The organism is Streptomyces sp. NPDC023527 (genome assembly GCF_055560115.1).
The window spans coordinates 152,624-175,266 of sequence record NZ_JBVHJJ010000014.1 but is presented as its reverse complement, the minus strand read 5'-3'; the positions used below and the strand labels follow the sequence as shown (position 1 = coordinate 175,266).

14 protein-coding genes and 1 pseudogene are annotated in these 22,643 nt (G+C 67.8%); 6 read left to right on the top strand and 9 right to left on the bottom strand.

The features are described from left to right. Nucleotides 1-279 precede the first annotated feature (279 nt). The 3 genes from ACZ303_RS26290 to ACZ303_RS26280 are packed head-to-tail and all read left to right on the top strand — an operon-like array spanning nucleotide 280 to nucleotide 8,599. Nucleotides 280-2,112 carry a hypothetical protein gene (locus tag ACZ303_RS26290; protein WP_467342917.1) on the top strand — a complete coding sequence of 611 codons (1,833 nt, stop codon included), beginning with the start codon at nucleotides 280-282 and terminating at the stop codon, nucleotides 2,110-2,112. After that, a complete protein-coding gene (locus ACZ303_RS26285) occupies nucleotides 2,112-3,563 on the top strand; it encodes a hypothetical protein (RefSeq protein ID WP_467342916.1) in 1,452 nt (483 codons plus the stop codon). The genes ACZ303_RS26290 and ACZ303_RS26285 overlap by 1 nt, the downstream gene beginning before the upstream one ends. Continuing rightward, the gene (locus ACZ303_RS26280; RefSeq protein WP_467342915.1) at nucleotides 3,560-8,599 is read left to right on the top strand and encodes an FtsK/SpoIIIE domain-containing protein; all 5,040 of its coding nucleotides are present in this window, start codon (nucleotides 3,560-3,562) and stop codon (nucleotides 8,597-8,599) included. The genes ACZ303_RS26285 and ACZ303_RS26280 overlap by 4 nt, the downstream gene beginning before the upstream one ends. 124 nt (nucleotides 8,600-8,723) lie before the next feature. Here ACZ303_RS26280 and ACZ303_RS26275 read toward each other — a convergent pair whose 3' ends face one another. The 3 genes from ACZ303_RS26275 to ACZ303_RS26265 all read right to left on the bottom strand — a co-directional run bounded on the left by ACZ303_RS26275 (nucleotide 8,724) and on the right by ACZ303_RS26265 (nucleotide 11,411). Then, a complete protein-coding gene (locus ACZ303_RS26275) occupies nucleotides 8,724-9,227 on the bottom strand; it encodes a very short patch repair endonuclease (protein WP_467342913.1) in 504 nt (167 codons plus the stop codon). Nucleotides 9,228-9,430: 203 nt separating this feature from the next. Continuing rightward, nucleotides 9,431-9,619, bottom strand: coding sequence for a hypothetical protein (locus ACZ303_RS26270; RefSeq protein WP_467342911.1), 189 nt, complete (start codon nucleotides 9,617-9,619; stop codon nucleotides 9,431-9,433). A 592-nt stretch (nucleotides 9,620-10,211) separates the two neighbouring features. Next, entirely contained in the window at nucleotides 10,212-11,411 is a 1,200-nt protein-coding gene (locus tag ACZ303_RS26265; RefSeq protein ID WP_467342910.1) for a cytochrome P450, read from the bottom strand. 262 nt (nucleotides 11,412-11,673) lie between these two features. On the opposite strand from ACZ303_RS26265, the gene ACZ303_RS26260 reads away from it, so the two are divergent. Further along, nucleotides 11,674-12,696, top strand: coding sequence for a DUF1259 domain-containing protein (locus ACZ303_RS26260; protein WP_467342908.1), 1,023 nt, complete (start codon nucleotides 11,674-11,676; stop codon nucleotides 12,694-12,696). Between the two features lie 11 nt (nucleotides 12,697-12,707). Here ACZ303_RS26260 and ACZ303_RS26255 read toward each other — a convergent pair whose 3' ends face one another. Next, on the bottom strand, nucleotides 12,708-13,931 hold the full coding sequence (locus ACZ303_RS26255; protein ID WP_467342907.1) for a serine hydrolase domain-containing protein: 1,224 nt from the start codon (nucleotides 13,929-13,931) through the stop codon (nucleotides 12,708-12,710). A 131-nt stretch (nucleotides 13,932-14,062) separates the two neighbouring features. On the opposite strand from ACZ303_RS26255, the gene ACZ303_RS26250 reads away from it, so the two are divergent. Both ACZ303_RS26250 and ACZ303_RS26245 read left to right on the top strand, forming a co-directional pair. Continuing rightward, nucleotides 14,063-14,992, top strand: a complete 930-nt coding sequence (locus tag ACZ303_RS26250; protein ID WP_467342905.1) for a phenylalanine 4-monooxygenase — start codon at nucleotides 14,063-14,065, stop codon at nucleotides 14,990-14,992. 281 nt (nucleotides 14,993-15,273) lie between these two features. Further along, a complete protein-coding gene (locus ACZ303_RS26245; RefSeq protein ID WP_467343004.1) occupies nucleotides 15,274-17,166 on the top strand; it encodes a S9 family peptidase in 1,893 nt (630 codons plus the stop codon). A gap of 133 nt (nucleotides 17,167-17,299) precedes the next feature. On the opposite strand, the pseudogene ACZ303_RS26240 reads toward ACZ303_RS26245, so the two are convergent. The 5 genes and pseudogenes from ACZ303_RS26240 to ACZ303_RS26220 form a co-directional block, all read right to left on the bottom strand. Then, a pseudogene (locus ACZ303_RS26240) lies at nucleotides 17,300-17,854 on the bottom strand (SURF1 family protein); the annotation flags it as partial. 145 nt (nucleotides 17,855-17,999) lie between these two features. Beyond that, complete coding sequence (locus ACZ303_RS26235; RefSeq protein ID WP_467342903.1) at nucleotides 18,000-19,259, bottom strand: hypothetical protein; 1,260 nt, start codon at nucleotides 19,257-19,259, stop codon at nucleotides 18,000-18,002. Next, entirely contained in the window at nucleotides 19,256-19,915 is a 660-nt protein-coding gene (locus tag ACZ303_RS26230; protein ID WP_467342902.1) for a SigE family RNA polymerase sigma factor, read from the bottom strand. The genes ACZ303_RS26235 and ACZ303_RS26230 overlap by 4 nt, the downstream gene beginning before the upstream one ends. Before the next feature lie 274 nt (nucleotides 19,916-20,189). After that, nucleotides 20,190-21,365: an aspartate-semialdehyde dehydrogenase gene (locus ACZ303_RS26225; RefSeq protein ID WP_467342901.1), complete on the bottom strand. Its 1,176-nt coding sequence runs from the start codon at nucleotides 21,363-21,365 to the stop codon at nucleotides 20,190-20,192. After that, nucleotides 21,362-22,633, bottom strand: coding sequence for an aspartate kinase (locus tag ACZ303_RS26220; protein WP_467342899.1), 1,272 nt, complete (start codon nucleotides 22,631-22,633; stop codon nucleotides 21,362-21,364). The genes ACZ303_RS26225 and ACZ303_RS26220 overlap by 4 nt, the downstream gene beginning before the upstream one ends. Nucleotides 22,634-22,643 lie beyond the last annotated feature (10 nt).

The window sequence follows — 22,643 nt, the reverse complement described above, 5'->3', positions numbered from 1 at the left end:
GCACCTAAGCCGGCTCATCAACCGCCATCAGCTGCGGCGCTGCCGCTACCACGGCGTCGACAAGGCCGACGTCCCGCGCTTCCTCAACGCAATCGCAGTCAACATCGAGCACCGCAGCACCAAGCGAGGCCATGACGGACCCCCAGGGTCCGCGACACAGTGGCGCGCTGGCGAGCCAGACGGATCTAGGCGCCGAGACGGGCCATTTGATCTACCGTCAGAAGCGCTGGCGGCTAAAATCTTGCAGCGCTCCCGGCCCGGTCGACGAAGGACAGCAGCATGCCGCTAGAGGTCAACAAGCACGTCCAACGGATACGTCGTTTCCAGCCGTTCGACGCCGACACCTCTGAGATGATCTACGAGCTGCAGGCAGACTGGACGCAGTCGCTGTTCCCCGTCGTGACGCTGAAATACCTGTTGGACGCCATTGAACGGCCAACCACGAAGACCATCGTCCTCACCGGGGATGCCGGGCATGGCAAGACGAGTCTGTGCGCCAGTCTTCTGGCCGAGCTGCGGGTCGACGCCGAGCCGATCACACCAGATGTCCGGAAGGCAGTTTTCCTTGAGCTGTCCGGGGCCGGAGACGCCCGCCGCTCTATAGGCCGGACCCGTAGCGGACGCCCGCTGTACATCCTCAGCGATCTCAGCGAGCTCAGCCCGCAGGCGGGCGCTCACAAGCTCGTGGAGCTTCTTGACCCTCCGGACGAGGGCATCGCGATCATCTGCGCAAACGAGGGCCAACTACGCAAGTGCGTCGCCGAAGACGACGACCTGGGCAAAGGCGGCACCGGGCGCGCCAAGATTCTGGTGAAGACCCTCACGGTAGGCATAGTCCGGGGGCAGGTCAGCGACCCCGATGGCACAGTCACTGTTATCAACCTCAACTACCAGTCTGTAGCCGCCGACAGCCCCAACGGTGGGCTCCTCCCTTGGGTCCTGAAGCAGTGGACGACAACCCAATGGGGGCGCTGGAAGCCCTGCGAGACCTGTGATGCACGGAAGGTCTGCCCAATCCTGGCCAACCGCAACGAGCTAAGCGATCCCACCCACGGACCTCAGCGCCGGGACGCGATCCGGGACGTGTTCGCCGCGGCCGAGCGCACTGGGTCCGTAGTCACTACCCGTCAGGCGCTTTCGGTGACCAGCTACATGCTCACCGGCGGCCTGTCCTGCGAGAACGTCCATGCCAAGTACCAGCGGTCGCACTCGAACAGGTTGTGGCAGGCTCCCCACTTGTACCACCAGGCGCTCTTCGGTGACCGGCTGACCCAGCAACAGCGCCATCTGGTTCCTGCCTTTTTCGCCCTACGAAAGCTGGACCCGGGCAAGGTCTCCCGTCGCCAGGTCGACGACCGACTGGACCCAGACACGGCTGGCGACTTCCCTCCCGCGGACGCCAGTAGCTACCTGCAGAAGGTCCGTACGAATCGGGACGTCCAGAAGCAGGCCGAACAGTTGCGGGGCTTGTACACGTTCCTGCGACGAGCTGACTTCTTCAACAGCGGCGACGACACGGACCGGTTCGCCCGCATGGGCCTGCAGGCCGGCGACGACTTCGTCCGTGTCCAGGACAAGAACCGGGACCCCGCAGACACCAGGGTGCGAGACCACTTTCTCAAGGGCCTGGAGGCCGTCCAGGGAATCCACCGGGCGGGGAGCAACCCTGACTTCTTCATACTTGACCCCGCCTTCTTCACCCACCGTGCCCGCGCGGCCGTGATCTCCCGGCGAGTGCCCAGCAAGGGCGTCGAGGTCGTCGACCAGGTCACCCAGTGGCAAAGGGAAGCCGGCGCGGGCGCAGCCCCCGAGATGCAGAACGCCGTCGAGTGGCTCAACCGAGCCATCTACATTCGTATCCCGGCCGTCGCACCTGACCAGGGCGCAGTCTCGGTGGAGGCGGACCTTCTGCGCTTCGAGTTGCTGACGCGGTGGGCCGCGGGCCTGCGTAGCGAGGTCCAGCACGAGGCAGAGATCCGCGGCCTGAGTGGATCCCTGGCAGAGCTGGCTGACTCGTCGAACAAGGAGGACGAGATCCAGGTACTGGTGGGCAACGTCATGAGGAAGCTCATGATCGACGTCGGTGACAAGATCAGGTCGGTGCGTGCGTGATGGCTGATCGTTCCAAGGCCGAGGTCGTCCTTCGCCTCTTCGGGGTGAATCTCGAACAGCAGGGCCGTGGTTTCTACGTCCCGCTTGAGATGCTCGCGATCGCCCGCGGCGTCTACCTGGCGCATCAGGAAGACCCGGAGAAGTTCCCAGGGCTCCTGGACAACAGAGCCGACACGTCTTACAAGAGGACCTCGCACGACCTGGCCAGGCGGATCGCGACTAAGGCCCGCATCGTTGAGGGCGACGAGGAACTCGGCAGGGCCGTCGAGCTGGACTCTCCCGAGACGATGGAAACGCTCCACGCCCTGTTTTCGTCCCTGTTGGTTGAGATCCCAGGACGTCGTAGCCAGCCCAGTTGGTTCGGCGCGCACATCTATCCGTTCGTCGGTGAGCTCATCCACTACGACGCAGTCGAACGACGAATCAAGCAAATCGACGCCTCCCCCAAGAAGAGCGCCAAGAAGCGCAAGCAGGCCAGCAAGGTCGCTGCTGGCATCAACGCTCCGAGTATCGAGCGCTACCTCTTCCGCGATGGTGGGAGCTGGGCCTACAAAGTTCTGCGCACCGACCCTGATCCTGACCGCAAGGAAGCGACCCGACAGGGCCTGCGCGACCTCGTGCAGGACAGCGGCACCCCGCTGGGCAACCTTGCCAAGGCCCTCAGCGCGCACGACTTCGACTACGACGAAGCGCCCGTGGAGGGCTCAGACGCAGAAGTCAAGCTGCACGAGGACCTCAGCCCGTGGCCTGACCTGCTGAGGGAAGGGACCCGCAACATCGTCACTCGGATCGCGACGGTCCCCCGGGCCAAGCGCACCGAGAGCCTCATGCACTGGGTCCCCTACTGCTTGGCACGCCACCAGCTGCACCTCGCACGCACGAAGCTCGGTGCTACCAATCGCGAGTCGATCCTGTTGGACTTCGGCAACGAGGCAACCCCGCTGCGCAGGGAGTCGCAGAAGAACCTCACCGGCTTCCGCAATGACATCGTCAACGCGATCAACGTCCAGGCTCGGGAAATGATCGACGAAATCGAAGTCGAAGGCGACGAGGTCAGGAAGCGCCGCTACGAAAGATTCACCAAGGAGGCCGGCAACGCGGTCCACTCGCCCCGAGCGTTCTTCAGCGAGACCCTCGCCGCTGTGGGAGCCCTGAACGCGACGGTCGGGCGCCGACACTTCACCATGAAGCCCCCGATGCTTGAGGGTCTGGTATCTGCCACCGTCCCGCAGGGCACGGAGATGGAGTTCGACCAATTCTGCGCACTGCTGTACGAAAGGTACGGGCTCGTGGTGGAGAACAAGGTCGCGGCTGCGAGCCCATTGGCCTATGAGGTCGACCCATCGGTCCTTGACCACAACGGCAAGGCGTTCCGGGAGAAGCTGGCCGCTATCGGTCTGCTCACTCAGTATTCAGATGCAACCAGCATGGTTCGAGGGGAGCCCCGGTGACCGACAGCAGCATCCGAGCGCTCGGTCGGTTCGTCGCCGACGAAGCACTCCGCAAGGTCACTGAAATCAACGGAGCCCGTGCCGTCCTGCGAGTCAGCGGGTTCGACCGGCCGACCGTGGCCGAGGCTCTCCGTCGCACGGCCCAGAGGCTGTTGGAGTCGCCGGATCGTCAGGTTGTCGTCAAGGTCGGCACCTCAGAGCCAATCGAAGGCGTACCTGTTGAATTCCTGCTGGAACCGCAGGATCAGCTGACCAAGTGGCGGAATTCGGGACAGGGTAAGGCGGTCTTGCTCTTCGAGTGGGGGCAGTCTCCGGACGCACAGGGGCTGGCGGCCATGAACGCCCTCGACGATGCCACGATCCTGGGCGACTACCACGACGCCTCCGGCGAGCGCGGGTTCGACAGGTTCATGGCAGAAGCATGGCGCGAGGCGGGTGGCATCGGCACCGTTCCGGCCCTGATGGACACCATTCTGCCGGAGATCTGGCGTGCCATCACTGATGAGGAGCCCCGGTCCTTGCACCGCTGGGCGGCCTTCCTGGTCGAGACCGCGCAGAAGGTTGCAGCAACTCAAGTCCACACCCCTGACGTGGTCTACCCCGAGATCTCTGCAGCCCTGCCCGCTCTTGACCTCTTCCCGGACCGAGGACTCTTCATCAAGCCCGCCGCGCTGCCGGCCCGGATCAAGAAGAACGTCTCGGTCAGTGCCTTCAAGCAACCCACAGGCAAGGAGATCACCGATGACGACCTGATAGACCGCATCACCACGACCGAGTTCAGCGAGGAGTCCCTGGACCACATCGGTACGGACTCCGAGACTGCCAAAACGCGTATGCGCAGCCTCGTACTCAACCTCAATCGCAGTGGCTCTACCCCGCAGGATTCTCGTCAGCTACGCCGCGAGCAGGACCTTACCCTCTGGCTCGAGGTCTTCGAGCAGAAGTCCAAGAAGATCGGTCTAGGCCAGCAGGTCCGGCAGGAGATCGAGAGGACCGACGCAGATCGGGTCGACGAGTTCGACGCCATGGTGATCGAAGATGCGCTCGACCGCGGAGACCAGGAAGCCGCACAGCGATTCCTTGACGAGGCTCCCGTTGGTGGGGTCGAGCCGTTGGCCGACCTGCTGTCGAAGCGGTCGCGCCGCAAAGTCGAGAAGCTTGCCTTCCCGGACTCTCAGTTCGTCCAGGACCCACTGCGTGCCCTGCTGCGCGAGCTGACCTACTTCTCCGACGAAGAGGAAGGCTCCGTCGTCGTCGGGCTTGAAGGCAACCAGGAAGCCGGGCGGTGGAGCCGCTGGCTGTTCGCTTTCCTGTATGCACGCACCTTGCGTGATGTCCAGGACTCCACCGGTCTTCGCCTGACCCTGGAGGTCAAGGACTGCCTGTTGGACCTGACCATGCCGCCCCTACCGGAGGAGGACGAGCCGTTTGACCCGAACACCGAGTGGGCCCCGCTGCGCATCCTGGTCGAGATGGAGGGCGCCGCCCAGCGACGCTTTCGCTGGGACCCCCTGGGCATCCCGGGGCAGATCGCACTGGCGGCCCTCATCCACGGCTGGCGGAATCCCCCTGGCCATGCCAGCAATCTGACCTTTGACACCTTCCTCGAGAAGTTCAATGACCCCCGGCAGTGGCAGGTCGACGAGCCTGTGCCTGTTCCCGCATCGCATTTCGCCACTCAGCTGGAGCGCCTCAAGCTGGAGCACTTCGAGCGGTTCTACGACGGGCTTGACGCCGGGAAGATCAAGGATTATGTACGCGAGTGGGAAGGCGTACTCCGCGAAGCTCGCACCACTCTGGTTCCCGACAACGCTCCGAACACAGACCTTGAGGCCGTCGTCCTGACCGATGTCGTCGGTCTGGCCGATCACCGCATGATGATGCTGGCCACCCACCCGCTGAAGCTGCGCTGGCTGGCTAGGAACTATGCGGAGGCCGCCAGCAGCATCGAGACCGCCCTGAACAAGGAGGGAGGTCTGAGCCTCAACCAGGAAAACGAGGACCTCTTCTTCGACGCCATCGACCGCATCTCCCCACATGGGACACCGGCGGTCCTCGTCGGGCCCGGCGGCACGATCGCCATTCCGATGCGGGAATCGGCCGGGCACGAGGAGTACGCGCCGGTCCGTTACGGCGGAAACGAATCCAAGGACTGGCTCTCCAGCGTCGACGAGACCGCGATCGACGAGATGGTCCGCGTCATCACCGACTACTTGACGACCTACCCCCACAAACTTGACGGCCTACGCGTACTGCTTCTGGACCGCAACGGCGACCCTGTTCTGCCGATGCGCGTGGCCAAGCAGATGCGGGCCAAGAACCCTCGTCTGAAAGTTGATCTGGTTGTGCTGGCTCCCCAGGCCACCCATCACGAGATCATCCAGGGTTTCGACCTGCAGTTCTCCGGTGCGGAGATGTCCGAGGACAGCTTCCTGCCCGACGTCCAACTCATCCTGCAGGCATGGGAGCCCGACCAGGAAGCAGACTTGTCAGGGCTAGAAGACTCCATCGACCTCGCCTTGGCTCCGGCGCTGTTCGGCACCCAGACCAGTATCAAGGAGAGCACCAAGAAGGAGTCATTGTCGGGCTCCTTCAACCCCTGGAAGCACCCAGCCTCACATAACCTGGCTCAGACCAGCGAGAACGTCGTGAGAGCACTGTTGCCTGAGACCGCCGACGAGACTCTCGAGTCCTGGTCAACCTTGTGCGTGCGCTACGACCGCCGTTCCCCGGTCTCCCGGGAGAGTGTCGACGGCATCGATTACTTCGAGATGCAGGTGCAGTTCGACCAGCACCAGGACTTGTTCGCCACTCTGCACCGTGTGGCTCACTGGGTCGTCACTCTTGACAGCTTCATCGGCCGTGAGCAGATCGATGTCCTGCGCAGCCGCCCTGACGTCATCCTCGTTAAGCCCAGTGTCGGCAAGAACGAGTCGTACACCCTCATTGTCAGCTCGCAGACCGGTCGGCAGTTCGTCGTCCAGCGACTGCGGCGCCGCCTGGAGCAGATCGGCGTCGTCACCCCGCAGGACTCCGAAGGCACCGCTAAGCGAATCTACGAGGTCGGCCGCAACGTGGCCCCTGGCGCCGTGCTGCGCTCCCTCGGTATCGGCACCACGGTCAACGAAGTCGTCGGCCTGGTCGCCACGCGGTTTGTCATCGACCAGCAGTTTCCCGTCTCTCGGCAGGGCACGAGCCTGGTCAACTGGATCAGCTTCGACGAGCACCACCGCTGGTTCGGCCGCGGACACAAAACCCGTGCTGACCTGGGCCGGTTCGTGCTGACCGTCCAGGACGACGGCACGGTTCGCCTGGATGTCCTGGTCGCTGAGTCCAAGTTCCGCCAGACCTTCGACGTCGGCTCGGCTGAGGAACAGCTCAACCGCACCACCGACCTGTGTGAGGATGCCTTCCGTTCGGACGGCGAGGCTCGCCACGACCGTCCCTTCTGGCTGGACGAGCTTGCCGCCGCGATTGCTCAGACCCGTGGAAACGCCCTGCAGGCCGCAGAGCTTCCAGCTCGCACCCTGATCGGTAATGACGACCACCGTCAGGTCGAGGCGAAGGTCCTTGACGCCCTACGCTCCGAGGATGTCCAGCTCGGTCAAGTCACCGGCGTTGCCGTGGCCATCTCAGCCGAGGACGACCAGCCGGCACCCGCGGTCGGAAGCCTCGGCAAGCACACCCTGGTGAGGCTGAACAAGCAGGAATTGCTGAACCTCATCGGCGCTCTGCGCGCCAATCAGGACCCCACCAATGCCGACCCCCTTGTTGTCTCTGGGCACCTCAGTGGGACCGTTCAGGTCCCCGACGATGTCGTCAAGACCTCCTCAATGGGCATTCCCGCCGAACTGCCTACCCCGGAAAAACCGACGGCACCTGTCGAGGTTGTCCGGATGGCCGCGCCAACGTCTCTGCCGGGACCGGTAGTTGCGCGTCGCCCCGCCGCAGAGGTAGATCCTGTCCCTTTGAAGGTTCACCGCGGTGGGCTCTCCGAGGAGGAGCTGAGGCTCCGATACAACAAGGTCGTTGACGTCTTCGCCCGCCACAAGGTCGCGGTCACCGCCCCGGAAGTCGGCAAGTGGCAGGAAGGACCCGGCTTCTACATCTTCCGGTTCATCCCCAATCCTGGGGTCACCGTGGATAAGCTGACCAACCGACGCGACGAGATCTTCCTAGCCCTGGCATTGCCCTCCGGGTTCAGCATTCGCACCCGCAGCGATCGCGGCTCCGTGCTCTTCGAGATCCCCAAGATCGACGACGAGAAGTACGGGGTCGACGCCAAGGCGCTGTGGCAGCGGTGCCCGGCCGATCCCGAGAGCCTTATCGCCCCGCTGGGCTCCGACATCGAAGGCAACCCCGTCACCATTGACCTGTCCTCCGCGGACTCACCGCACTTGCTGGTGGCCGGCACTACCGGATCAGGAAAGTCCGTCGCCCTGGACACGATCCTCAAGGGCTTGGTCCGGTACGACAAGAGCACCCTGCGACTCCGCCTCGTCGATCCCAAGGGCACCGAGCTTGTCGACTTCGAGGACGACCCTCACCTTGACGGCATGATCGGTATGGACGCCGCCGACGCCATCGAGATTCTTGAGGAAACCGTCGAAGAGATGGCCGTGCGCTACAAGGACATGAAGGCGATCCGCACACGCAAGCTCGTCGAGTACAACGCCAAGGTCGACAAAGCAGATCGAAAGCCCTGGATCGTCATCGTCCTGGACGAGTACGCAGATCTCACCAGCGATCCCGAAGAGAAGAAGCAAATCGAAGCGCTGCTCAAGCGCCTGACGCAGAAGGCCCGCGCTGCAGGCATCCACGTCATCGCAGCCACGCAGCGCCCGAGTGCGGATGTTATCTCGACGACCATCCGCTCCAACTTCCCTGCCCAACTCGCCCTGCGGGTCAAGACGGCGACCGACAGCCGCATCATTCTGGACGAGACCGGAGCCGAAGCTCTGGCCGGACAGGGCGACGCCTTTCTGCACACGGCTAAGGGCACCATACGACTGCAGGTGGCCTACGACGGGAGCTGACCAGGCCCCGCCATGTTTGATCAACTCCATCTCGTAGAGGGGCCAAGAAGGCCACCAGCGGCACGAGCCCTTCCCGCTGAACCCGGCGAAGATCAGATGACCGCTGCCGCCAGCGACGCGACGGTCAGGAGGTCTTCCTCGGATGCTTCGAGGCTTGGACCCCCTGCCGCCGGGCGGCCACTGCCTCAATGACAGTCGCGGCACACGCCTCTGGTTCGAGGTGTTCCCAGAAGCGGAGCACCAGCCAGCCTGCCTCCGCGAGGCGGTTGTCTGTGTCCCGGTCGCGCTGGATGTTCCGGCCGATCTTTTCTTCCCAGTACGGCCGGTTCGTCTTGGGCATCACGAAGTGCTCCGGGCAGCCGTGCCAGAAGCAGCCGTCGATGAAGACTGCGACTTTCACAGGGCGGAAGACCATGTCGGCCGTGCGGCGCATCTTCGGGAGCGGCTTTGCAGCCACCCGGTAGCGCAGTCCGGCGGCGTGGACAAGCGAGCGGAGGAGCAGCTCGGGCGCAGTATCGCGATTCCGGTTGCCAAGCATGCTCCGTCGGCTCGCGGCCGACGACGCCCACGACCCCTCCGGCGGTGTCCACGGCTCGGCCGGCGCTTCTGGTAGTCGTAGCTCGCTCATATCTCCAACAGCTTAGGGACAGCTTCCTCCGGGTCGTCCCGCCTGGCGAGGACCCATTCCTATCCGTCCAGCTCTATTCTCGGCGCTTCCCTGTGGTGAGGGCGGGCAGCCGCAAGCCTCGCACTCACCGACGCTACCCGGTCGCACGCCGACGATCCCCGACCGCTGCGACGGGAGTGGTCTAGCGGCGGCGGGATCTCCACTCACAAAATCCCGTCCTGCAGCAGTGCCTTGAAGGCGTCTGCCTCTCGCTGCAGCATAATGCGCCCGTCGCCGTCGCTGAACGCCAGGATCCGGCCGCCTGCATCCAGGCCCGCCTCCGCGAGGAGCCCCAGCGGCAGGGACACACGGCCGTCGTCATCGATCTGCAGTTCTGCTGGTTCGCGTATCACAATCGCAGTCTGCCAGTCTCCAGGTGGACTCGGCTGTCCTGACCGGTCCGGCAATCAGCCGCCCAGGAGCATCACCCTCTGTGACACGTAGATCCGTAAGCGCGACCGGGAATGGCGTTGGGTAACGGACATAGCGCAGACCCCGGTCCAAGGCAGGTCAGGGGCTGACAAGATTGTTCCATGCGCCGTGTGTCGCGTGGTCGCCTGCTGCAGAATGCTGGACCTGCTCCGCGTGGCTCGCCGAACGTCGAACTGCTCGCCTCGTCGGCCTCCGTGGACACGGCGCGAAACTCGGACTCAGCGGCCGTTGGCTGAGGTCCCGCTGGGAGCCATCTGGGAGCCAACCTGCTCCCCAAGCCCTCCCAGACCACCCAAGACCACCGCACCCCAACGCTCTGAACAGGCAAACACCAAACCGCCCGGTGTCGATCACGCCTGAACCTGATTCGGGACGAAGAGGTCGTGGGTTCAAATCCCGCCACCCCGACAGCTGAAATACCAGGTCAGGGGCCTGATCCACTCAGTGGATCAGGCCCCTGAGTGGTTTCCGGGCTCATGGAGCCGAAGCTCCCCGCCCCGATCCCCATCGACCTCACCACACCACCGGCAGCGCCAGCGGATAGCGCCAGATCGATGTGGTGTTCCAGCGGATCTCCTCGCTCGGGACGGCCAGTGTCATGTCCGGGAAGCGCTCCAGCAGGCTGCCCAGGGCGACCTGGAGTTCCATGGCTGCCAGGGGGGCGCCGAGGCAGTGGTGGGAGCCCCAGCCGAAGGCCATGTGGGGTGGGGACTTGCGGCTCAGGTCGAGTTCGTCGGATCGCTGGAACTTGCGTTCGTCGCGGTTGGCGGTCAGGTACGAGACGTGCACCATGTCGCCGGCTTTGATCGTGACGCCGCTCAGCTCGACGTCCTCCAGGGCGACGCGCGGGATGCCGACCCCCTTGCGGAAGGGGATGAACCGCAGCAGCTCCTCGATCGCCTGTGGCAGCTTCTCGGGATGGTCGCGCAGCTCGGCGGCCACGTCGGGCCGGGTGAGGAGGGTGTAGGAGATGTTGCCGATCTCGTAGGAGGTCGTGTCCTGGCCGGTGATGAGCAGGACCATGGCCATGACGGCCAGTTCCTGGTCGTTGAGGACCTCGTCGCCGTCACGGGCGAGGGCCAGGGTGCTGATCAGGTCGTCGCCGGGGTCACGGCGGCGCTCCGCCGTCAGGGTGTTGAAGTAGGCGCGGAGCTCGGCTTTGGCCCGGACCGCCGCTTCCCGGCCGCTCGCGCCGATGCCCATCATCGTCCAGGCGTTGGAGCGCAGTTGGGAGCGGTCGGCCTCGGGGATGTCGAGGACCTCGCAGATCGTCGTCATGGGCAGCGGCGAGGCCACGTGCGCGACCAGGTCGGCGGGGGTGCCGTGTTCCTTCATCCGGTCCAGGAGCTCGTCCACGACGCGCTGGGTGCGGACCCGCATCCGGTCCACATGGCGCGCCGCGAAGCCCTTGGCGATCAGGCTGCGCAGCCGGCTGCTGGCCGGGGGGTCCATCACATTGATGGCCTCGGCCTGGATGATCGGCTCGGGCGTCATCCGCGGATAGTCACGGCCGACGACGGCGCTGCGGCTGAAGCGCCGGTCCGTGGTGACGGTGCGTACGTCGTCGTAGCGGGTGACAAGCCATGCCTCGCCCTCGCCGTAGGGCATGCGGATGCGGGCGACGGGCTCGTCCGCCAGCAAGCGCTTGAGCATGGGGTCGAATTCGAGGGCCTGGGCGAAGTCGAAAGGGCATGTCCGAACGTCGGATTCCATTGTGGGTACTCCAGACGGGGTGGTGCGCCAGGTGTCCGGCTCCTGGACGGGCCGGTGGCTCGTACATGCCCACCCCCTTAGAAGGTATGTCCCCTCGTATCCCGTTTAGCCCAGACAGGTGACCTGTGTGCCGGTTCATGCGTCGTTGGGCATATATACAGACAATGTGATGTATTGGGGAGGCCGGGAGAACCGGTCGTGACCGACCACGCATCCCGGCGACCCGCTCGTGATTCCGTCTGCTCTGCGGAGGCGCTCATCCATGAGAAAAGACCAAAAGCGGGGCGAGGCGGCACGGGACCTCCCGTCGAGACGGCGGCTGCTGGCCGCGGGTACCGCACTGACGTGGGGCGGGGCGGCCGGAGTGGCCGCGGTCCGCGCGGAGGCCGTCGGGGGCGGGGGCCGTACGACGGTCGACGCCGTGGCCACCACCAAAGCGGAGTGGAAGAGCGTCGCGACCGCGCTGGGCCGCGAAGGGAACGTGGCCCGCGGAATGATCTACCACACGGACTTCCCGCGCCGTGATCTGCACGTGGTCTCCTACGGCGTCACCGTCTCCTCGGGGCTCGCCCTGGGATCGCATGTGGCTTTCGTCCGCTATGCCGACGACAGCACGATGATGATGGGCGATCTCGTCGTCACCGAGGACGAGTTGCAGCTGGTGACTGGGGAGCTCCAGCGGTACGGGATCGAGCAGAGCGCGATCCACAAGCACCTGCTCGCCCACTCCCCCGACGTCTGGTGGACCCATGTGCACGGCCACGGACACGACCCCGTGGACATGGCCCGCGGTATTCGCGCGGCTCTGAACCGCACCGGCACCCCGCCTCCCCAGCCCCGCAGTCGGGCGAAGGCCGACCTGGACACCGAGGGCATCGACGCCGCGATGGGCACCAAGGGGTCCCATTACGACGGCGTCTACAAGTGCACCTTCACCCGCCGCGAGACCGTCGTCGACAGCGGATACGTGCTCCCCCCGGGGCTCGGCTCGACCTCCGCCTTCAGCTTCCAGGCCCTGGGCGGCGGCCGGGCCGCCGTGAACGGCGACTTCGTCATAGTGGGCCGGGAGGTCCAGAAGGTGCTCAAGGCGCTGTGGCGCGGCGGCATCAAGATCGTCGAACTCCACAACCACGGCCTGAGGGAAGAGCCCCGCCTGTTCTTCATCCACTTCTGGGGCGTGGACGACGCCGTCAAGCTCGCCAAGGCCCTGCGCTCCGCGCTGGACGTCACCAATGTGACGGGTTACGAGGGAGGGGCCCCCAAGGGGCCCCTGGAGCAGGAGTAGCGCCCGGTCCGTCAGCGGCCTCCGCCCACGCACAGGGCGTGATCGACGAGAGTGCGGGTGGCCGCGTTGAACGTCGCGAGGTCCGGGGTGCTGCCCGCGTTGGTGATCGATACGGCGACGGAGCGGCGGCCGTCCGGGGTGACTCCGGTGCGGGTGTACGAGCCGAAGCCGTCACCCTCGTGGTGCCAGTAGCCGCTGCCGCAGGACAGGGGTACCCAGCGGATTCCGAGGCCGTACCCGCCCTGCGGCCACTCGGCGAGGTCGTCGGCGTCGCCGGCCCGGGAGACGGTGCGCCGCATCTCGCTCAGCTGGGCCTCCGGAAGCAGCTTGCCGGTGACCAGGGCACGGAAGAAGGTGTTCAGATCGGCGGTGGTGCTCACGACGGCCGAGTCGGCGGTGTGCTGGAGGCTGTGGTCGGTCACGTCCAACCGCCCGCCGTCGGGGGCGCGCAGGAAAACCCGGGCGTGGGGGCCGGTCAGGTACGGGTCGGCACCCGTGACGGAGGTGTTCCGCAGGCCGAGCGGGGCGATGACGCGGTGCTCGACGGCCTCTCGCCAGGGGAGGCCGCCCGCCTTCTCGATGATCATGCCGGCGAGGAGGTAGTTGGTGTTGGAGTAGGCCCAGCGGGGCTTCCGGCTGTCGGGGGTGAAGAGGGGGCGGTGGCGCATCGCGACCGCCACCCATTCCCGCGCCGGGGTGGCGTCGAAGCGGTGCTTCTCGAAGTCCGCCATGAGCGCGCGGGAGAGCTCGGGGTCGTCCACATAATCGAACAGTCCACTGGTCTGCCGCAGCAGATCCCGAACGGTGATCTTCGTTCCGTCGTTGCCGTTGCCGGACACGACGCCGGGCAGCCATTTCTCGACGGTGTCGTCCAGCGACAGCTTGCCTTCGGCGGCCAGTTGCAGCGCGACGGTGGCCGTGAACGTCTTGGTCGTGCTCGCCGCACGGAACCGGGCGTCCCACGGCACCTGCTCCCCCGTGGCCGACCTGGCGCGCAGGGCGCCGCGGCCGGTGTCCACCTCGGCCAGGACGCTCACGTCACCGCCCGCCGCCTCAACCGCGCGCACGTCCGCCTCCAGCACGCTCCGGTCGTAGCGCCCGCGCCCGCCCGCGCCCGAAGCGGTGGCGTACGGAGCCGTCGCGATCCCGCTCGCGACGGCGGCCAGGACCAGTGCCACCGCCGCCCCCGCCCGGCTCGCTCCGGCCCAACGGCTCGTCCGTACGTACGCGCGCATCTTCCGTCTCCCCTACCGGGCCCCTGTACGGGCCGACCGCTGACCAGCCAATCAGCGGGGGACGCGGCGGGCCATGGCCCTGGATCCCCGGTGGGTGGTGGGGAAAACCCCCGGCCACCGGCGACCTGAATATGTGCGTTACTGTTCGAATTCGTGTGGGCACTCCATGTGGCATGAGTGATGCGTGGGCACGGACGCCGGTGACGGCAGACGGGAGGCTCGGGCCTGCCGCGCGGCATCCGGGGCGGTGTGACGGCGGGTATCTGGCCAGGCGGGACGCGCTGGTGGGGCCGGCTCGGGGGCATCGGGTGGGGGACCCGTCGCCGGTGGTGGAGTACAGCGAGGCCGAGCACGCGACGTGGCGCACGGTCCATGCGGCGCTGGCCGGCGCGCACCGGAAGTACGCGTGCCGTGCCGTGCTGGAGGCCGCGGCGGAGGCGCCGATCCCCGCGGATCACGTGCCGCAGCACGCGGAGGTCGGGGCCGGGCTGCGGCGGCTGACGGGGTTCGATCTGACGCTCGCCGGCGGCTTTGTGGAGAACCGGCGCTTCCTGGGGTCGATGGAGCGCGGGTACTTCCACGCGGTGCAGTTCGTCCGCCATCCCGCGATACCGCTGTACACCCCTGAGCCGGATGCGATCCACGATGTGTTCGGGCATGGCATCCACCTGTCGTCGCCCCGGTTCGCCGAGCTCTATCGACTCTTCGGGCGAACGGCGGCGCGGCTGGGCACCCGCGAGGCGTTGGACCTGGTCAGCCGCGTGTACTGGTTCACGCTCGAATTCGGCGTCATGGCGGAGGACGGCGAGGTCAAGGCGTACGGCGCGGCGCTGCTCTCCTCGTACGGCGAGCTCGGCCGACTGGACCGGTGCGAGATCCGTGAGCTGGACGTCCAGGACATGATCAGGACGCATTACCGGGTCTCGGGCTATCAGCCGGTGCTGTTCGACGCGCGTTCGCCGGCCCACCTCGCGGAGACGTTGACGGACTTCCTGGAGGGGTTCGACGACGAGAAGGCCGCGCGCCTCGCGGCCGTCGCCAGCCCCGGCGACCGGTCTTAGGGCGCACCGGCGGCTGGCCCAGAGCGTGCCGACGGCCGGACCCAGGGCGTACCGGCGGTCGGTCCGAAGCGCCTCGGCAATCGGTCTGGCGCGCACCGGCGGCCGGGAGTTATCCACAGGCTGTGGCACTCCTCGACGCGATGTCGGTCCGGCGGCGCAGAATGGGGCCCATGACTGAGAGCAACGGGTCCAAGCTGAGCGACGGGACCGCACAGGGGTCCGCGTCGGACGAGGCGGCAGTGCCGCACACGGTGGACGGGACGGCCGCCGCGGACGCGGCCATGCCGGACTGGGAGAAGCGCTTCCGGGCGCCGCGGGTGGGGCTGCCCAGATGGGCGGAGGACGCCCCCGAGCGCTCGCTGTTCGTCTCGAATGTGACGGGCACCTTCGAGCTCTACGCCTGGGACCGCACGACGGGCGAGCAGCGCCAGGCGACCGACCGGCCGAACGGCACGACGGGCGGGGTCCTCTCGCCGGACGGCGAATGGATCTGGTGGTTCTCCGACACCGACGGCGACGAGTTCGGTGTGTGGATGCGCCAGCCCTTCCACGGCGGGCCGGACGAGCCGGCCACGCCCGGCCTCGACCCCTCCTACCCGGGCGGCCTGGCCCTGGGCCGGGACGGCACGGCGGTCGTGGGAAGGTCCACGGACAAGGGTGGCTCCACCATTCACATCGCGCGCCCCGGGGCCGAGCCGGTGGAGATCTATCGGCACGAGGAGTCGGCGGGCGTCGGTGACCTCTCGCGCGACAGCACCCTGATCGCGATCGAGCACACCGAGCACGGCGACGCGATGCACTCGGCGATCCGGATCGTACGGGCGGACGGCACCACCGTCGCCGAGCTGGACGACACCCGTGGCGGGACCGAGGAACTGGGCCTGGCCATCATGGGCTTCGCACCCGTCCACGGGGACTCCCGGCTGCTCGTCGGCCACCAGCGGCGCGGCCGCTGGGAGCCGATGCTGTGGGACGCCGCGACGGGCGAGGAGACGACGCTCGCCATAGACCTGCCCGGCGACCTGGACGCGGACTGGTATCCGGACGGAACCGCGCTGCTGATCGAGCACAGCTATCAGGCACGCAGCGAGCTGTGGCGGTACGAGCTGTCCGACGCCACCCTCACCCGCGTCGACACCCCCGAGGGCACGGTCTCCGGTGCCCTGCCGCGCCCGGACGGGACGGTGGAGTTCCTGTGGTCCTCGGCCGCGAAGCCGCCGGTCGTACGGTCCACGAGCGGCCAGGTCGTGCTCGACCCGCCGGCGCTGCCGGGCGTCGGCCGGGCACCGGACTCGGTGCCGGTCACCGATGTGTGGGTGGACGGGCCGGGCGGCAAGGTGCACGCGCTGGTGCAGAAGCCCGAGGGCGAGGGCCCGTTCCCGACGGTCTTCGACATCCACGGCGGTCCGACCGCTCACGACAGCGACGCCTTCGCCTCCGGCCCCGCGGCCTGGGTCGACCACGGTTATGCGGTCGTGCGGGTCAACTACCGCGGCTCGACCGGCTACGGCCGGGCGTGGACGGACGCGCTCAAGCACCGGGTGGGGCTGATCGAGCTGGAGGACATCGCGGCGGTCCGGGACTGGGCCGTGGCATCGGGCCTCGCGGACCCGGAGCAGCTGGTCCTGTCGGGCGGCTCGTGGGGCGGCTATCTGACGCTGCTGGGGCTCGGCACCCAGCCGGACGCCTGGGCGGTGGGCGTGGCGGCGGTGCCCGTGGCGGACTACGTCACGGCTTACCACGACGAGATGGAGGCGCTGAAGGCCCTGGACCGCACGCTTCTGGGCGGTACCCCGGAGGAGGTGCCGGAGCGCTTCGCCGCGTCGTCACCGCTGACGTACGTCGACGCCGTGCGCGCCCCTGTCTACATCTCGGCCGGCATGAACGACCCGCGCTGCCCGATCCAGCAGGTGGAGAACTACGTCGACCGGCTGGAGGGGCGCGGCCACCCGCTGGAGGTCTACCGCTTCGACGCCGGGCACGGCTCGCTGGTGGTGGAGGAGCGGGTCAAGCAGCTCCGGCTGGAGATCGCTTTTGCGGAGCGTCATCTGGGCCGGACGAACCGTCCGGCTGGTCCGGCTGCTCCGGCCGGTCAGCCCCGCCCGGCCGCTCTGCCCCGTCCGGCCCGTCCGGCTGATCCGGCTGGTTCCGCTGATCCGACTGGTCGGGGGTGATGCCCAGCGCCAGGTCCTTGGCGGCCTCGACCTCCCGGCGGAAGAGCCGGAACCACATGAAGACGACGAAGCCCGCGAAGACGAACCACTCGCCGGTGTAGCCGAGGTTCTGGAAGGCCTTGAGGTCCAGGCCGCTGTTGGGGGCGGCGGCCGGGGGCACCGGGGTCAGGGCGCCCTCCGCCTTGGGAGTGGTCAGCCACGCGTCGTACACCTCGTACGGCACGAGGTTGACCAGCGAGGCGGCGCTGATGACGCCGAGCTGTCCCTGGGGCAGCCCGCCACCGGCGTGGACGCCCTTGGAGCCCGCGCTCTCCGTGGCCTGGAGGGCGCCGGTGACGGTGACGTGACCGGTGGGCGGGGCGGGCACCTTGGCGGTGTCGTCCTTGGAGTTCGCGTCGCCGGGCAGCCAGCCGCGGACGACGGGGACGGCCTTGCCACCGTCGGTGCGCAGCAGGGTCAGGACGTAGAAGCCCTGGCGGTCCTCCAGGCTCCGCTGCGGTACGAGCAGCTGGTGCCCGGTGTCGTAGCGCCCGGCGGCCGTGGCCCGGCGGCCGACGGTCTCGGTGCTCACCGGCAGCAGCTCGCTCAGCGGCTCGGCGGCGGCAGCCTTGGCGTCGTCGGCCTGCGTCTGCTGCTCACGGTGGGAGTCGACGCGCGTTTCGAAACGGCCGAGCTGCCAGCTGCCCATGAACAGGCACACGGGGATGGACAGCACGGCGAAGAGGTTGATCGCCCACCAGCGGGAGGTCAGCAGGAACCGATACACACCACCACGGTACGGGCACGGCTCGACGTCACCGGCACCGGCCTACGGCGCGGTCGGTGTCACCGGCCTACGGCGCGGTCGGTGTCAGGGGGCCCGTGCGGTAAACCGTTCCGGCGCAGGCCTCGTCGATCTTGGCGTTCGCTATGGCGGGCTCGCCGACGTCCGGGGTGTGGCTGAGCACGACGCTCGGCGGCGGCTTGGGCGGCGGGGTGGCCTCGACGGCGCTGGGCGCGCGCTCGGACGAGGCGGCGGTGGCCCCGGAAGGGCTGGGGTCCGGTGACGGGCTCGCCGGGGCGGTGGTCTTGGCGCAGCCGGTGCGGCCGCCGTCCGGTGCCGGGATCCAGGCGAACTGCACCTCGTACGCCTGCCCCGGTTGGAGGATGACCTCGCTGGGCTCGGTGGTCGGGCTGGGCAGCCCGGTCGCGGCGTCGCCCTGCGTGTGGTCCACGACGTTGACGCGCGTCGACTCGGCGCTGCCGCGCGCGCTGACGGCGACGCTGCCGGGCCCCGCGACCGTACAGACGGAGTGCGAGACGTTGACGACCCGGAAGGCGCCGTAGACGCGGCCGTCCTTGTCGGGCGCGCCGACCGTGTTGGCGCCCTGGCCGAGCTGGTCGCGGTCGCAGGTCGGCGATATCGCCGCGAAGGTGTTGGTGGGGTCGGGCAGGCTGCCGGCGGGGGCGCCGGACGGCTTGGGCTCGTTGCCCTTCCGGCGCTCGTCCTTGCGGTCCTCGCCCGGGGCGTCCTTGCTGTCCGAGGATCTCTCCTCCGTACGGCCGCCGCCGTCGAGGCCGTCACCACCCTCCTCGCCGGCCTCGTCCTCGCTGCGCTGGCTGCTGGCGGCGTTGGTGTGCCGCTCGTCGGCGGCGTCCTGGGTGGCGGCGACCCGGACGAGCGCGGGCAGGGCCGTACCGCCCAGGAGCAGCGCGGCCGCGACGCCGATGGCGACCTGCCGACGGCGCGTACGCCGGGCGGGGACCGCGCGCCGGAGGTGCTCCAGCGCGTCGGGAGAGGGTTCGAGCTCGTCGACGACGCCGTGCAGCAGCCGCCTCAGCGCCTGCTCCTCGCTCTCGGACAGCTCAGGCAGATCGGACAGCTCAAGCCGCTCGGACAGCTCAGGCAGATCGGGCAGCTCAGGCCGCTCGGACTGCGCGCCCAGTTCGGACGGCTCGGGGAACGCGGACAGCTCAGGGAACGCGGACGGCTCAGGCGGCTCGGGAAGCTCCGCGTCGCCGCCCGGCCCACCACCGGAAGCGCTCTCACCGGAAGCCCCCCCGCCGAACACCTCGTCATCAGGACGGAAACCGTCCGGGTGCCGCTGGTTCATGCCGGAGCCTCCATGGCGACACGGAGCGCGGCGATGCCCCGGGAGCCGTAGGCCTTGACCGACCCGAGCGAGAGGCCCAGGGTCTCGGCGACCTGGGCCTCGGTCATGTCGGCGAAATAGCGGAGGACGAGCACCTCACGCTGGCGGCGCTGCAGTCCGCGCATCGCAGTGATCAATTGGTCGCGCTCCAGCTGTTCGTACGCACCCTCTTCCGCGCTCGCCATGTCGGGCATCGGCTTGGAGAGAAGCTTCAGCCCGAGAATGCGGCGGCGCAGCGCGGATCGGGACAGATTGACGACAGTCTGCCTCAAATAGGCCAGAGTCTTCTCCGGATCCCGGACACGATTGCGTGCCGAATGGACCCGTATGAACGCTTCCTGCACGACGTCCTCGCACGACGCGGTGTCGTCCAGGAGCAGCGCGGCGAGCCCGAGCAGCGACCGGTAATGAGCGCGGTAGGTCTCGGTGAGGTGGTCGACTGTGGTGCCCGCTGCCATCGCCTCGTCAGCGTCCCCGCGCTGGGATGGGAGCTGCGCGGCGGAGCGGGTGGTCGCCCAGGGGGCGATCACCGGCATGCCGCCCGACGCGCGAGAACGCGGACGCACTGCGCCGCTGCCACGCCGCGGGACGGTTGCGATGCTGATGACCTCTGCCACGCCTGTTGGACACGCTTCCCCCCATCAGGGTTGTACGCGCCAGGCATCGCGTTTGACGTTGCGCCGCGTGACGATGCGTCATATGCCCTCATGCGTACCAGCTCTTCCTCAATGCCCCGGTTTTGGCACCGCCTCGAGAGACGGCAGCAAAGACGCTCCCCGTCCGGCCGGCGGTTGCAGTGGGCAGCGAGTGAAATAGTCGAACAGACCGTCTGCCCAGCTCAAGAGGTCTGGACCAACGACTTGATCACAGGACCTTCACGGGTCCTTCAGATTAGGGAGTGGACCGCTCCGCCGCCACGAATTCCGCGATCTGCGCCGTATTGAGGGCCGCTCCCTTGCGCAGATTGTCACCGCACACAAAGAGCTCCAGCGCCTTCGGATCGTCCAGCGCGCGCCGCACCCGGCCCACCCATGTCGGGTCGGTGCCCACCGCGTCGGCGGGCGTGGGGAACTCCCCCTCCGCGGGGTTGTCGACGAGCACGACGCCCGGGGCATTGGCCAGGATTTCGTGCGCCTGCTGCACGGACACCTCGTTCTCGAACCGCGCGTGCACGGTCAGCGAGTGCGTCGTGATCACCGGTACGCGCACGCAGGTCGCGCTCACCCGCAGGTTCGGCAGTCCCAGGATCTTGCGGGACTCGTCGCGGATCTTCAGCTCCTCGGAGGACCAGCCGTCCTCCATCAGCGAGCCGACCCACGGCACCACGTTCAGCGCCAGCGGCGCCGGGAAGGGCCCCAGGGCGTCCCCGACGGCTCTTCGCACGTCACCGGGGTGCGTGCCAAGAGAACCACCCGAGGAAACAGCCGATGAGGCAGCCGGGAAACCACCCGCAGCGCCACCCGGGGCCGAGGCTCCCGCCACCACGGCCAGCTGCGCCCGCAGCGCGTCGACGCCGGCCTTCCCCGCCCCGGACGCCGCCTGGTACGAGGAGACGATCAGCTCGCTCAGCCCGAACTCGGCGTGCAGCGCGCCCACCGCGGCGATCATCGACAGCGTGGTGCAGTTGGGGTTGGAGATGATTCCGCGCGGCCGCACCCGCGCCGCGTGCGCGTTGACCTCGGGGACGACCAGCGGTACGTCGGGGTCCATCCGGAAGGCCGCGGAGTTGTCCACGACCACCACGCCCTTGGCGGCGGCGATCGGCGCCCACCGCGCGGCGACGTCGTCGGGCACGTCGAACATCGCGACGTCGACCCCGTCGAAGGCCCCCTCGCCCAGCGCGACGACCTCGACCTCCTCGCCCCGCACGGTCAGCCGCCGACCGGCCGAGCGGGCGGACGCGACGAGGCGGATCTCGCCCCAGACGTCCTTGTGCTGCGAAATGATCTCCAGCAGAACCGTTCCGACGGCGCCCGTGGCGCCGACGACGGCGAGGGTCGGCTTGCGGCCCGTACCGCGCTCCACCTCAGTGGCGGACGCGGTACGGGCCGCGAAGCCGCCGGTCATCGCCCGGTGCCGCCGTAAACGACCGCCTCGTCGCTCTCGCTGTCCAGGCCGAAGGCGGTGTGCACCGCGCGCACGGCCTCGTTCACGTCGTCGGCCCGCGTGACCACCGAGATGCGGATCTCGGAGGTCGAGATCAGCTCGATGTTCACCCCGGCGTCCGACAGCGCCTCGAAGAACGTCGCCGTGACGCCCGGGTTCGTCTTCATCCCCGCGCCGACCAGGGAGATCTTCGCGATCTGGTCGTCGTAGCGGAGCGAGTCGAAGCCCACGCGCGCCTTCGTCTTCTCCAGGGCCTCGATGGCCTTGCGGCCCTCGGTCTTGGGAAGCGTGAAGGAGATGTCCGTCAGGCCCGTGGAGGCCGCCGAGACGTTCTGCACGATCATGTCGATGTTGATCTGGGCGTCCGAGATCGCACGGAAGATCGTCGCGGCCTCGCCCGGCTTGTCCGGCACCCCGACGACCGTGACCTTGGCCTCGGACGTGTCGTGGGCAACACCCGAAATGATCGCCTGCTCCATCGGCTGGTCCCCTCGCGGTTCGTTGCTGACCCAGGTGCCCTGGAGCCCCGAGAAGGACGAGCGCACGTGGATCGGGATGTTGTAACGGCGTGCGTATTCGACACAGCGGTGCAGCAGCACCTTGGACCCGGAGCTCGCCAGCTCCAGCATGTCCTCGAACGAGATCCAGTCGATCTTGCGAGCCTTCTTCACGACCCGCGGATCGGCGGTGAAGACCCCGTCGACGTCGGTGTAGATCTCGCACACCTCGGCGTTCAGCGCGGCGGCCAGCGCGACGGCGGTCGTGTCGCTGCCGCCCCGCCCCAGCGTGGTGATGTCCTTCTTGTCCTGGGACACACCCTGGAAGCCGGCGACGATCGCGATGTTGCCCGCGTCGACGGACTGCTGGATCCGCCCCGGCGTGACATCGATGATCCGCGCTTTGTTGTGGACCGAGTCGGTGATGACCCCGGCCTGGCTACCGGTGAACGACTGCGCCTCGTGACCGAGGTTTTTGATCGCCATGGCCAGCAGCGCCATGGAGATCCGCTCTCCGGCGGTCAGCAGCATGTCGAACTCGCGCCCGGCAGGAATCGGCGATACCTGCCCGGCGAGGTCGATCAACTCGTCCGTCGTGTCACCCATCGCGGAAACCACGACGACCACACGGTGGCCGTTCTTCTTGGCTTCCACGATTCGCTTGGCAACCCGCTTGATGCCTTCGGCATCGGCAACGGAGGAGCCTCCGTACTTCTGCACGACAAGGCCCACGTGCGCTCCT

Excerpts from the sequence above, each read along its gene's own strand:
- ACZ303_RS26260 (WP_467342908.1), top strand. The coding sequence starts at position 11,674 with ATGAGAAAAGACCAAAAGCGGGGCGAGGCGGCACGGGACCTCCCGTCG.
- ACZ303_RS26235 (WP_467342903.1), bottom strand. The coding sequence starts at position 19,259 with ATGAACCAGCGGCACCCGGACGGTTTCCGTCCTGATGACGAGGTGTTC.
- ACZ303_RS26275 (WP_467342913.1), bottom strand. The coding sequence starts at position 9,227 with ATGAGCGAGCTACGACTACCAGAAGCGCCGGCCGAGCCGTGGACACCG.
- ACZ303_RS26255 (WP_467342907.1), bottom strand. The coding sequence starts at position 13,931 with ATGCGCGCGTACGTACGGACGAGCCGTTGGGCCGGAGCGAGCCGGGCG.
- ACZ303_RS26265 (WP_467342910.1), bottom strand. The coding sequence starts at position 11,411 with ATGGAATCCGACGTTCGGACATGCCCTTTCGACTTCGCCCAGGCCCTC.
- ACZ303_RS26245 (WP_467343004.1), top strand. The coding sequence starts at position 15,274 with ATGCCGGACTGGGAGAAGCGCTTCCGGGCGCCGCGGGTGGGGCTGCCC.
- ACZ303_RS26290 (WP_467342917.1), top strand. The coding sequence starts at position 280 with ATGCCGCTAGAGGTCAACAAGCACGTCCAACGGATACGTCGTTTCCAG.
- ACZ303_RS26285 (WP_467342916.1), top strand. The coding sequence starts at position 2,112 with ATGGCTGATCGTTCCAAGGCCGAGGTCGTCCTTCGCCTCTTCGGGGTG.
- ACZ303_RS26225 (WP_467342901.1), bottom strand. The coding sequence starts at position 21,365 with ATGACCGGCGGCTTCGCGGCCCGTACCGCGTCCGCCACTGAGGTGGAG.
- ACZ303_RS26250 (WP_467342905.1), top strand. The coding sequence starts at position 14,063 with ATGTGCGTTACTGTTCGAATTCGTGTGGGCACTCCATGTGGCATGAGT.